The sequence below is a fragment of the Kocuria nitroreducens genome, assembly GCF_042879195.1.
Classification (GTDB): domain Bacteria; phylum Actinomycetota; class Actinomycetes; order Actinomycetales; family Micrococcaceae; genus Kocuria; species Kocuria nitroreducens.
Genome location: NZ_JBHZTC010000037.1, coordinates 1 through 12,085 on the forward strand (window position 1 = coordinate 1; position 12,085 = coordinate 12,085).

Genomic DNA, 12,085 nt, shown 5'->3' on the forward strand with positions numbered 1-12,085 from the left:
TCACTGGTCACAGGAGCATTCGTCTGTCACGGCCCGCCCGCCGCGCCCCTCAACATCGGCGGATCCAGGCTGAGACTGCCCCGAGCCGTTCTGGCCGTCCTGGTGGGACTGTGCTTCGGCCTGGGTGGGGTCACCTTCCAGACCATGCTGCGCAATCCACTGGCCAGTCCCGACATCATCGGCATCAGCGCCGGAGCCGGCGCCGCCGCCGCCTTCGCCATCATCACCCTCGCCCTGGGGGCCACCGCAGTGTCGGTCTTCGCCATCGTCGTCGGGCTGGCAGTGGCGCTACTGGTGTACCTGCTCTCCTTCAAGGACGGCGTCGTGGGCACCCGCCTGATCCTGATCGGCATCGGCATCGCAGCGATGCTCGACAGCATCACCGCCTATGTCCTCTCACAGGCCGCCCAGTGGGACCTCCAGGCAGCGATGCGCTGGCTCACCGGCAGCCTCAACGGCACCCAGTGGGGACAGGTCGTCCCCGTGCTCATGGCCCTGACCGTGCTGGCGCCGGTGCTGCTGAGCCAGTCACGCAACCTCTCGATGACCCAGTTGGGCGACGACACCGCCTCGGCACTGGGGGTGCGCGTCGACCGGACCCGGCTGGTGCTCATCATCGCTGCGGTCGGGCTGATCGCCTTCGCCACCGCCGCGGCCGGGCCCATTGCCTTCGTCGCGTTCCTCTCCGGGCCCATCGCGGCCCGCATCGTCGGACCCGGAATCTCCCTGTTGATCCCCTCGGCACTGGTCGGGGCGCTGCTGGTGCTGCTCGCCGACTTCACCGGCCAGTTCGCCTTCGGCACCCGCTACCCCATCGGTGTCGTCACCGGTGTGCTCGGCGCCCCCTATCTCGTCTATCTGCTCATCCGCACCAACCGCGCGGGAGGATCACTGTGACCGCCACCCACTCCCTGCACGTCGAGGACCTCAGCCTCGGCTACGGCGACCGCACCGTCATCGACCACCTCGATCTGCTCGTGCCCCCGGGTGAGGTCACCGCCATCGTCGGACCGAACGCCTGCGGCAAGTCCACGCTCCTGCGGTCCCTGTCACGGCTGCTGGCGCCCCGGACCGCTCGGGTGGTGCTCGACGGCAAGGACGTCCACCGGATGCCGGCCAAACACCTGGCCCGCACCCTCGGCCTGCTGCCACAGTCGCCGATCAGCCCGGAAGGCATCACCGTGGCAGATCTGGTGGGCCGCGGCCGCCACCCGCACCAGGGCATGTTCTCCCGCTGGAGCGCCGAGGACGACACGGCCGTCGCCGCCGCGCTGGACGTCACCGAGACCGCCGAGCTGGCCGAACGCTCCGTCGACGAACTCTCCGGCGGCCAGCGCCAACGCGTGTGGATCGCCATGGCGCTGGCTCAGCAGACCGATCTGCTGCTCCTGGACGAGCCCACCACCTTCCTCGACGTCAGTCACCAGATCGAGGTCCTCGACCTGCTCACCGACCTCAACCGGGCGCGCGGCACCACGATCGTGATGGTGCTCCACGACCTCAACCTCGCCGCCCGCTACACCGACCACCTCATCACTCTGAGCGCAGGCCGGCTCCACGCGGCCGGCCACCCGGCCGAGGTGCTGACGGAGCACACCGTCCAGGCCGTCTTCGGTCTCGAGAGCCAGATCATCACCGACCCCACCTCGGGCAGACCACTCATGCTCCCCATGGGCCGTCACCACAGAGCCGCCGCCCTGCCGTCCAGCACTGCGGCCACCTGGCCCGGAGCTGTCCCAGGATCGAGACAGAGGCCATGAGGGCGCCCCTTCTGCCTTGCGTGAGGCGTCCCTTCTGTCCTGCACATGGTGGATGAGGTGTTGACGGCCGGCGGAGGTCGTCGATGTTGGTCCCGGACTCGGAACCACCATCGACGAAGGTCCACGCAGGCCGCGTAGCACTGGGGTCTCGAATGTCGGACGCGGCTGCGCCACGGCTACCATGCCGCCATGACGCCTCAGTCCCGGCACCACTCGCTCGACTACGTCGAACTGACCGTCACCGACTTGCCCGCGGCGAAGGCCTTCTACACGCAGGCGTTCGGTTGGCGATTCGTCGACTACGGCCCCGAGTACGCGGGCATTGCTTCCCCGGCCGATGACGGTGCGGAGGTGGGAGGACTGCTGGCCGCTTCCGAACCCCGCCCCCGCGGCGGCCCATTCGTACTGCTCTACTCCGACGATCTCGAGGAGACCCAGCGGGCCGTCGTCCGGGCCGGTGGCCGCATCGTGCAGGCACCGTACGCGTTCCCGGGGGGCCGGAGACTGCACTTCGCCGACCCCAGCGGCAACGAGCTCGGAGTCTGGGCGGAGTGAGAGTCGGCCACCAGCCTGTCCGGGCTCGTCCCGGGGGCGACGCCGATGCCGTCAGAGGTCCAGGCATCGACCGCACCGAGTGAACCGCACTCAGGATCCATCTGCGTCCGTCGTCCGCACGTCCCGCCCCAATGTGGCCACCACCGCAAGAACCCGGGGTGCCGTCCGGGCCTCGAGGTGATCGCCGGTCCGCAACGCACCCGGATCGTCGCTCGGGCCCCGTTCCGAACCCTGGTCCGGCTCACGACATCCCGCCCCAGCACCCAGCACGTCTCCTCCTATTGAGCCACCGGGTCTCGGGTCGTGGTGTTCCCGGGGGTCGGGGTGACCGCATCACGACCTCCGGGGAACTCCGGGGCTCGCATGCTCAGAGCCACCATGACGGGGCCAACTTGGCGTTGACTGATCAGATCCTTGACGTGGACGCCATCGAGCTCCCGGTAGAAGGCGTCGCGGGCCTGTGTCAGGGCGAGGCGCAGCCTGCACTCATTGTCGAGCGGGCATCGTCCGCCGGGCGATTCGCACTCGACCATCGCTGAGCCGGCCTCCAGCTCTCGCAGGATCTGGCCCACGGAGGCGTCCAACCCGGCCGGGGTGATCGACACGCCTCCGCTCCGCCCGCGGGTGGAGGTGAGCAGGCCCAGGCCGACGAGGCGGCTGACGGTCTTGGTGACGTGGTGGTACGGGGCGCCCACTCCCTCGGCAATGGCACGAGTGGTCATCTGTTGCCCGTCGGCGACAGCGCCGGTCAGCAGCAGCACTCGGAGGGCGATGTCGGAGAAGGCAGTGAGTCGCATGGTGACGCCCCTTCCCCCTTGATCGCGCTGTGTCGCCTGCTCGGGGCGGCACCGTCGGATGCAACAGCGCAACCATTATTCCACGCGCGGGTCCACGTGCTCTGGGGAGGTCCTGCAGCCGGCCCGATCATGGACCCCGGACGTGCTGGGCCGAAGGAGCTGGACTTCGTCCACCTCGGCCGGCAGACCGCTCGAGGTGTGCTGTGCTGCCGCTCATCGTTCCGCCATGAGGCGCATCACTCGTCTCGTGACCTCCGGCAGGGGTCGCCGTGTGGCTGTGGCCGTTCGACGTCACCTGCCGGCTGCCGTGGCGGCGAGAGATCACGAGTGCTCTCGTTCGTCGATCTTCCCGCCGTTGCGCACGGTGAAGGAGAGCAGGAGGGACGCGACCGCGAAGACCGCCAGCAGCGTCAGGCCCACGAAGTAGCTGTTGTTCTCGGCGTTGTAGGTCGCACCCATGACCAGCGGCGGGAAGTACCCGCCCAGGCCGCCGGCCGCGGCGATGATCCCGCCGATGGTGCCGACGTCCTTGGCCGGGGCGGCCCGGCCGACCCAGCCGAAGACTCCGCCGGTGCCCAGACCGAGGAAGAGGGCCATGAGCAGGAAGGCCGGGCCGTAGACGCGTTCCTGTCCGGGTTGGAAGGCCACGATCATGGCGAGCGCGGCGGTGCCGGCGAGGGAGAGCACCGTGACGGTCTTCGGCCCGATCCTGTCGGCCAGGATCCCGCCGACCGGGCGGGCGATGACGGCGGCCAGGGCGAAGCCTGCGGTGCGGGTGCCGGCAGCGGTCGCATCGAAGCCGTACACGTTGTCGAGGTAGGTCGGCAGGTAGTTGGAGAAGGCCACGAACGCGCCGAAGACGACCCCGTAGAGGAAGCACAGCTGCCAGGTCACCTTCAGTGTGAATGCGTGTCTGATCTTCGGCAGGACTGGCTCGGGGGTCTTGGCCGCGTGCACCGGGGAGTCCCGCAACCCCAGCCAGCAGATCACGGCCGTGAGGGCGACGAGCACGGCGATGGTGATGTGCGCGCCCAGGTAGCCGATCCCGGCTACGAGGCGGGGGGTCAGGAACGCCGAGACGGCCGTGCCGACCATGCCGGCGCCGAAGACGCCGGTGGCGAAGCCCTTGCGGTGGGACTCGTACCAGGCCGAGCAGAACGGGATGCCGATGGCGAACACGGTGCCGGCGATGCCCAGGAAGAGCGCCACGGCGACCAGCATCCCGAAGTTGTCGAGCTGCCCGACGAGTCCGACGGCCAGCACCAGCGGGGCGGTGGTCCCCAGGATGACGGTGAACATGACCCGCCCGCCGTAGCGGTCGGTCAGAGCGCCGACGGGCACCCGGCAGACGGCGCCGACGAGGATGGGCATGGCCACCAGCACGGAGGTCTGGGTGGCGTCGAGCTCCATCTGCTGGGCGTAGCGCTTGGAGAGCGGACCCACGATCGTCCAGGCCCAGAAACCGACCGCGGACGCGAGCGTGGCCAGGATCAGATTGCGCAGCTGCCCGGCCCTGAGGTCCGGGGCGGAGGTGCCGGAAGAGGTCGCGGGGGAGGTGGATGACATGGCTGTCCTCGTGCGGTCGAGAGGCGGGCGAGAAGTCAGTGGCGGCCGGCACGGTTGCGGCCCGTGGGTGCCTTCGTGCTGCCCCGGACCCGGTCCTGGGTGCCCACGGGCTCCCACCCTCGGCGCACGGGCGCCAGACCGGTGGGGCGGCGGTCGCGGGAGCGGTACACGATGTAGGGGCGGAACAGGTAGTGCACCGGTGCGGTGAAGGCGTGCACGAGGCGGGTGAAGGGCCAGAGCGCGAACAGCGCCATCGCCCACAGGGCGTGCACCTTGAAGCCGAGACCGGCGGCAGCCATGGCGGCGACGTCGGGCTGGAAGATCCAGATGGAGCGGAACCACGGGGAGACGGTCTGTCGGTAGTCGACCACGGTGGTGTCGAACAGGGACAGCACCGTGGTGCCCAGGCCCGTGAGGAGCGCGCCGACCAGCATGACGTACATGAGCTTGTCGTTCTTGGTGGTGGCCATGAACACGGGTCCGGTGGTGCGCCGACGCCAGATGAGCAGCACGATCCCGACCAGGGTGCCCACCCCGGCGATCGTGCCGATGCCCAGGGCCATGATGTGGTACAGGTGCTCGTTGATCCCGACAGCGTCGGTCCAGGTGCGGGGAATCACCAGCCCCATGACGTGCCCGGCCAGCACCGCGAGGATCCCGAAGTGGAACAGCGGGGAGGCGATGCGCAGGATGCGGGACTCGTAGAGCTGGGAGGAGCGGGTGGTCCACCCGAACTGGTCGTACTTGTAGCGCCAGATCGAACCGCCGATGATCAGGGCCAGCACGACGTAGGGCAGGGCACCCCACAACAGGACGTCCCCCACACCGATCTCAACGGTTTCGGGAGGCGGGGCGGTGGGGATCATGGGCTGTTCCTTTCGGTGACGGGCAGCAGCCGGGGGTCGTAGGGGTCGAGGCCGACGGATTCGGTGGGCGGGCCGTAGCCGGCCATCCGCATCACCGCGTCGCGGTCCTGCGGGGAGACCCCGGGCAGGGTGGAACACACCAGGGCGAGGGCGCCGCGGTGCGGCAGGCCGTCGTCGCGCAGCGCGAGCCGGAGCAGCTCCAGGGACGGGCGGTAGCGCTGCAGCAGTTCGTATCCGTCCTCGGGGGAGACCTTCGCGGTGAACTCCAGCACCAGCGGCAGGTAGTCCGGCAGCTCCGATTCGTCCAGCTGCGCCCCGTGGGAGCGGTAGATCTCCTTGAACGCCGCCAGGGCCTCCCCACGGCGGCGGGTGTCCCCGTCCGTCCAGTAGGTGAGGTGCAGGCTGTGCCGGCGGGACAGGTCGAACTCCTGGACGTAGTCGGCCTGGACCTGCTCCAGGGGCCGGGCGGTGCACCAGTCGACCAGTTCCTCGATCTCTGCCACCGGGGCTCCCACCTCCTCGAGAGCCGTGCGCAGGGTCGGCAGCATCTGTAGCAGGGCCCGATCCGGGTAGCCCAGCAGCACGGCGGCGGCCTGGCGGACCACGGCGCTGCGCCGGGGGTGAGGGTCGATGTAGGCGCCGGGGTCCAGGGTGCCCGGTCCGGCCTTGCCGAGCAGCTTCTCGAGCAGGCCCATCAGCCCGCCCCGTTGCCGTCGCGGGGCGGGAACAGCCCTTGAGGTCTGCCTCGGCCGTCCCAGTTGAGCAGGTTGACCCGGCCGCCCAGCTCCTCGTTGCCGGTGGGGTCCTCGCCGCGCTGACGTGCCTGCAGCGCGTTGAAGTTCTCCACCGCCATCGGCGTCGGCCTCCCCGAGGCCTCCCCGAACACCCCGGTCTGACCCATTCCGGGCCCCCCGTCGACGTCGAGGGAGCAGCCGATCTCCTCGAGGTTGTGCGCCTCCTCCAGATGCGCCGAGGGGATGACGTAGCGCTCCTCGTACTTGGCGATCGCCATCAGCCGGTACATCTTCTGGATCTCCGCCCCGGTCATCCCGACTGCTTGTGCGATCGCCTCCTCGGGGTCCTCGCCCAGGGCGATGTCCCGCATGTAGGAGCGCATCGCGGCGAGCTTGCGCAGCACATCGCTGACGATCTGGGTGTCCCCGGCGGTGAACAGCTCGGCGAGATACTCCACGGGTATGCGCAGCGACTCGATGGCCCCGAACAGGTTTCCCGCGTCCTCGCCGTCGTGGCCCTGGTCCTTGAGCAGATCCACGACCGGGGACAGCGGCGGGACGTACCAGACCATGGGCATGGTGCGGTACTCAGGGTGCAGCGGCAGGGCCACCCGCAGCTCCTTGGCCAGCGTGTGGACAGGGGACTTCCGTGCCGCGTCCAACCAGTCCTCCGGGATGCCCTCGGCCCGGGCCGCGGCGACCACGTCCGGGTCGTGCGGGTCGAGCATGAGGTCCAGCTGCGCCTCGTAGAGATCCCGCTCCTCGGGTGTCGCAGCGGCCTCGGTGACCCGGTCGGCGTCGTAGAGAACGATGCCGATGTAGCGCAGCCGTCCCACACAGGTCTCGGCGCACACCGTGGGGATGCCCACCTCGATCCGGGGGTAGCAGAACGTGCACTTCTCCGCCTTGCCCGACTTGTGGTTGTAGTACATCTTCTTGTAGGGGCAGCCAGTGACGCACTGCCGCCAGCCACGGCACCGGTCCTGGTCCACCAGCACGATCCCGTCCTCGACCCGCTTGTAGATCGCCCCGGAGGGGCAGGAGGCCATGCAGGAGGGGTTCAGGCAGTGCTCGCAGATCCGGGGGAGGTAGAAGGCGAAGGTCTGCTCGAAGTCGAACTTGATCTTCTCCTCCGACTCCCTCCGGACCTTCTCCACGACCGGGTCCAGGTGGCCCAGCTCGGACACACCCCCGAGGTTGTCGTCCCAGTTGGCCGACCACTGGATCTTCATGTCCTCGCCGGTGATCAGCGACTTGGGGCGGGCCACCGGGAAGTCGGTGCCGGCCGGGGCGTTGATCAGGTTCTCGTAGTCGTAGGTCCACGGCTCGTAGTAGTCGTTGAGCTCGGGCTGGACGGGGCTCGCGAAGATGCCGGCGAGCTTCGCCCAGCGCCCACCCGACTTGAGCTTGAGGTTGCCACGTCGGTTGAGCTCCCAGCCGCCCTTCCACTTCTCCTGGTCCTCGTACCGGCGGGGATACCCCTGGCCCGGACGGGTTTCGACGTTGTTGAACCACACGTACTCGGTGCCGGCGCGATTCGTCCACGCCTGTTTGCAGGTGACCGAACAGGTGTGGCACCCGATGCACTTGTCGAGCGCCATCACCATGGCGACCTGGGCCATGACTCGCATCAGTACTGGACCTCCTGGGAGCGCTTGCGGACCACGGAGACGATGTCGCGCTGGTTGCCGGTGGGCCCGAGGTAGTTGAAGGCCCAGGACAGCTGCGCGTAGCCGCCGATCATGTGGGTGGGTTTGACGAGGATGCGGGTCACCGAGTTGTGGATCCCGCCCCGGCGCCCGGTCGCCTCGGACTTCGGGACGTCGATGGTGCGCTCCTGGGCGTGGTGGACGTAGACCACCCCGGCCGGCATGCGGTGGGAGACGATGGCCCGGCCGATGTAGACGCCGTTGGTGTTGAGGCACTCGACCCAGTCGTTGTCGGAGACCTCGATGAGCGCGGCGTCCCGGGGGCTCATCCACACCGTGGTGCCGCCGCGGGAGAGGGAGAGCATGAACAGGTTGTCCTGGTACTCGGAGTGGATCGACCACTTGTTGTGCGGGGTCAGGTACCGCACGGCGATGGACAGCTCCCCGCGCTGCCCCAGCTTGGGCTCCCCGAACAGGCGGTGCATGTCCAGGGGAGGGCGGTAGATCGGCAGGGACTCGCCCATGTCCTGGAGCCAGTCATGGTCCAGGAAGAAGTGCATCCGCCCGGTGAGGGTGTGGAAGGGCTTGAGGCGTTCGATGTTGATGGTGAACGGGGCGTAGCGCCGCCCCCCGGTCTCGGAACCGGACCACTCCGGGGAGGTGATGACCGGCACGGGCGCGGCCTGGGTGTCGGCGAAGGTGATGCGCTTCTCCTCCGAGCCGCGGGCCAGGTCCGCCAGCTGCACCCCGGTGCGCTTCTCGAGCGTCTCGAAGCCCTGCACGGCCAGTTCTCCGTTGGTGGTGCCGGAGAACAGCAGGATCGCCTCGGCCATCCTCGCGTCGGTGTCCACGGCCGGACGGCCCGCCGCGGCCCCGGAGTCGAAGACCCCGTGCTGGCGGGCGAGCTGGCCGACCTGGTGGGAGACGTCGTAGGTGATGTACTTCGTGGTGAACCCCAGCTTCTCGGCCAGCGGTCCGACCGCCAGGAACTTCTGCCCGACCGCGGTGTAGTCCCGTTCCACGATCTTCAGCTCGGGCAGGTTCTTGCCCGGCACCGCCGGGACGTCGGTGCCCTTCCAGTCCGGGGCGTGGCCGCCGGGCTGGGCGAGCTCGCCCGGGGTGTCGTGGGTCAGTGCGGTGGCCACCATGTCCTTGCGCACCCCCAGGTGGGTGCGCGCCTGCCGGGAGAACTCCTCGGACAGCAGCCGGAACAGGTCGTAGTCGGTCTTGGCCTCCCACGGCGGGTTGATCGCCGGGGTGAAGGCGTGCACGTAGGGGTGCATGTCGGTCGAGGACAGGTCGTGCTTCTCGTACCAGGTCGCAGCCGGGAACACGACGTCGGACAGCAGGGTGGAACTGGTCATCCGGAAGTCGGCCGAGACCAGCAGGTCGAGCTTGCCCTCGGGCGCCTGCTCGTGCCAGGTCACGTCCTGCGGCCGGGACCGGGAGTGGTCGGAGCCCATGACGTTGTGGTGGGTGCCCAGCAGGTGCTTGAGGAAGTACTCCTCGCCCTTGGCCGAGGAGCCCAGCAGGTTCGAGCGCCACAGCACCAGGGTGCGCGGCCAGTTCTGCGGGGCGTCGACGTCCTCCACGGCGAAGCGCATGTCCTCGGCCTTGAGCCGGTCCGCGACCCAGGCCGCCTCGTCAGGAGCTTCTCCGCGTGCCACGCCCTCGGCGGCGGCATCGGCCACGTCCAGGGAGTTCTGGTCGAACTGCGGGAAGAACGGCATCCACCCCAGCCGGGTCGACTTGGCGACCACGTCGGCGGTGTGCATGCCCTTCAGGTGGCCCTGGGCCAGTGGGGACTGCAGAGAGTCGGAGGAGTAGCCGTCAGAGCGGAACTGGTCGGTGTGCATGTACCAGAAAGCGGTGCCGATCATGAACCGTGGCGGGCGGGTCCAGTCGGTGGCCGCGGCCATCGCCGCCCACCCGGTGATGGGGCGGGCCTTCTCCTGGCCCACGTAGTGGGCCCAGCCCCCGCCGTTGCGGCCCTGGCAACCGCACAGCATCAGCATCGCCAGGATCGCCCGGTAGGTGACGTCCCCGTGGTACCACTGGCAGATGCCGGCTCCCAGGATGATCATGGACCGGCCCTGGGACTTCTCCGCGTTGGTGGCGAACTCCCGGGCGATGCGGGTCACCGCCTGCGCCGGAACCGAGGTGATCTCCTCCTGCCAGGCCGGGGTGTAGGGGGTGGCGGCGTCGTCGAACCCGTCCGCCCACTGGCCCGGCAGCCCGGCCCGGCCCACCCCGTACTGGGCGAGCATGAGGTCGAAGACCGTGGTCACCGTCCGTCCGGCCACCTCGGTTACCGGCACCCCGCGCTGGATCACCGAGCCCTCACCGGTGGCGTCGGTGAACGCGGGCAGCTCCACCCGACTGGTGGCCCCGGCGTAGGAGGCCGCGTCCGTGATCGACAGCGCCGGGCGCACCCCCTGCAGGTCGAGATTCCACTTCCCCTCGTCGGCCTCGTTGTAGCGGAAGCCCATCGACCCGTTCGGCACCACCGGTGTGCCGGCGTCCCGGTCGATCAGCACCGTCTTGAACGCCGCGTCGGAGACCTTCGCCGCGCTCCCGCCCAGATCGGTGGCGTTGAGGAACTTGCCCGGCGCCACGGTGCCATCGGGGCGCTGCTCGAGGGTGACGAGGAAGGGCAGGTCGGTGTACTGCACCACGTAGTCCTCGAAGAACGGGACCCGCCGGTCCACGAAGTTCTCCTTCAGGATCACGTGACCCATGGCCATGGCCAGGGCGGCGTCCGTGCCGGCCTGGGCCGGCAGCCACTCGTCGGCGAACTTGGTGTTGTCCGCGTAGTCGGGGCTGACCGAGATCACCTTGGTGCCGCGGTAGCGGGCCTCGACCATCCAGTGGGCGTCCGGGGTGCGGGTGACCGGGATGTTGGAGCCCCACATCATCAGGTAGGTCGCATCCCACCAGTCGCCCGACTCGGGCACGTCCGTCTGGTCCCCGAAGACCTGTGGGCTGGCCACCGGCAGATCGGCGTACCAGTCGTAGAAGCTGTTCATCACCCCGCCGATGAGGTTGATGAACCGGGCCCCGGCTGCGTGGGAGACCATGGACATCGCCGGGATCGGGGAGAACCCGGTGCACCGGTCGGGGCCGTAGGTCTTGATGGTGTGCACGTGGGCGGCGGCCGTCATCTCCAGGGCCTCCTGCCAACTGGAGCGCACCAGCCCGCCCTTGCCGCGGGCCTGCTGGAACGCCCGGCGCTTCTCGGGGTCACCCACCACCGTCTGCCAGGCGAGCACCGGATCCCCACCGACCTCCTGCTTGGCGGCACGGTACATCTCCAGCAGCACCCCGCGCACGTAGGGGTAGCGAACCCGGGTGGGGGAGTAGGTGTACCAGGAGAAGGCGGCGCCCCGGGGGCAGCCCCGGGGCTCGTACTCGGGGCGGTCCGGGCCCACCGAGGGGTAGTCGGTCTCCTGGGCCTCCCAGGTGATGATCCCGTCCTTGACGTAGACCTTCCACGAGCACGAGCCCGTGCAGTTCACCCCGTGCGTCGAGCGGACCACCTTGTCGTGGCTCCACCGGTTCCGGTAGAAGGCATCACCCGCTCGGCCGCCCTCACGGAACACCGCGCGCCGATCGGGACTCTCCTCCCACCTCGTGAAGAACTGCCCGAGCTTGAGCAGCGCCTCGGAAGCGGGACCATCGGTTCGCGGCGAAACGGGAGGAGTAGCCATGCGCCCCAATGTAGTGGAACATAGTATTTGCTGTGCAAGTTTAAGTGCGGATGTGTCGCGGAGTCGTTCGGACCATGTGATCCTGGATCCTCGCGTGAAACCGGAGGACTCGACCGGCCCTGCTCGGCAGGTTGAGCGCAGCAGATGCCCGGTGGCAGTGGCATGTCGGAGAAGGGGAGGGTGTCGAACATGCAAGCAGTAGATGCGGTGCCGAAGGGCGGATGCACTTGCGGGTGGCCACCACAGAAGACGATGGAGGCGGTGACATGAGCGTTTCCCTGGGTCTGCCCCAGATCCGCGGCACCGGTCCGGGTTCCAGCCCGGCCCCGGCCGGGGCGGGGCTGGTGGACCGGTACGGGCGCCGGGCCACGGATCTGCGGCTGTCGGTGATCGACAAGTGCAATCTGCGCTGCACCTACTGCATGCCCGCTCACGGGCTGCCCTGGCTGCC

9 protein-coding genes and 1 pseudogene are annotated in these 12,085 nt (G+C 69.1%); 4 read left to right on the top strand and 6 right to left on the bottom strand.

Features of this window, described 5'->3' with window-relative positions; translation table 11 throughout:
- From ACFYE1_RS16680 to ACFYE1_RS16690, 3 genes are all read left to right on the top strand, one after another.
- Positions 1-897, top strand: an 897-nt coding sequence (locus ACFYE1_RS16680) for a FecCD family ABC transporter permease (protein ID WP_387745431.1), incomplete at its 5' end; no start/stop codon positions are given.
- Positions 894-1,760 (top strand): ABC transporter ATP-binding protein, encoded by an 867-nt coding sequence (locus ACFYE1_RS16685; protein WP_387745434.1) that lies wholly within the window; start codon positions 894-896, stop codon positions 1,758-1,760. The genes ACFYE1_RS16680 and ACFYE1_RS16685, both read left to right, overlap by 4 nt.
- A gap of 189 nt (positions 1,761-1,949) precedes the next feature.
- Positions 1,950-2,315, top strand: a complete 366-nt coding sequence (locus ACFYE1_RS16690; protein ID WP_387745437.1) for a VOC family protein — start codon at positions 1,950-1,952, stop codon at positions 2,313-2,315.
- 278 nt (positions 2,316-2,593) lie between these two features.
- Here ACFYE1_RS16690 and ACFYE1_RS16695 read toward each other — a convergent pair whose 3' ends face one another.
- The 6 genes from ACFYE1_RS16695 to ACFYE1_RS16720 all read right to left on the bottom strand — a co-directional run bounded on the left by ACFYE1_RS16695 (position 2,594) and on the right by ACFYE1_RS16720 (position 11,634).
- A complete protein-coding gene (locus ACFYE1_RS16695; protein WP_387745440.1) occupies positions 2,594-3,112 on the bottom strand; it encodes an RrF2 family transcriptional regulator in 519 nt (172 codons plus the stop codon).
- A gap of 321 nt (positions 3,113-3,433) precedes the next feature.
- Positions 3,434-4,678: an MFS transporter gene (locus ACFYE1_RS16700; protein ID WP_387745443.1), complete on the bottom strand. Its 1,245-nt coding sequence runs from the start codon at positions 4,676-4,678 to the stop codon at positions 3,434-3,436.
- A gap of 35 nt (positions 4,679-4,713) precedes the next feature.
- Positions 4,714-5,544, bottom strand: coding sequence for a respiratory nitrate reductase subunit gamma (narI, locus tag ACFYE1_RS16705; RefSeq protein ID WP_387745446.1), 831 nt, complete (start codon positions 5,542-5,544; stop codon positions 4,714-4,716).
- Positions 5,541-6,239 carry a nitrate reductase molybdenum cofactor assembly chaperone gene (gene narJ, locus ACFYE1_RS16710; protein ID WP_387745449.1) on the bottom strand — a complete coding sequence of 233 codons (699 nt, stop codon included), beginning with the start codon at positions 6,237-6,239 and terminating at the stop codon, positions 5,541-5,543. Before narJ ends, narI begins: the two co-directional genes overlap by 4 nt.
- Positions 6,239-7,909, bottom strand: a complete 1,671-nt coding sequence (narH, locus tag ACFYE1_RS16715) for a nitrate reductase subunit beta (RefSeq protein ID WP_387745452.1) — start codon at positions 7,907-7,909, stop codon at positions 6,239-6,241. Before narH ends, narJ begins: the two co-directional genes overlap by 1 nt.
- On the bottom strand, positions 7,909-11,634 hold the full coding sequence (locus ACFYE1_RS16720; RefSeq protein ID WP_387745455.1) for a nitrate reductase subunit alpha: 3,726 nt from the start codon (positions 11,632-11,634) through the stop codon (positions 7,909-7,911). The genes narH and ACFYE1_RS16720 overlap by 1 nt, the downstream gene beginning before the upstream one ends.
- Before the next feature lie 266 nt (positions 11,635-11,900).
- On the opposite strand from ACFYE1_RS16720, the pseudogene ACFYE1_RS16725 reads away from it, so the two are divergent.
- Positions 11,901-12,085: pseudogene (locus ACFYE1_RS16725) on the top strand (GTP 3',8-cyclase MoaA); the annotation flags it as partial.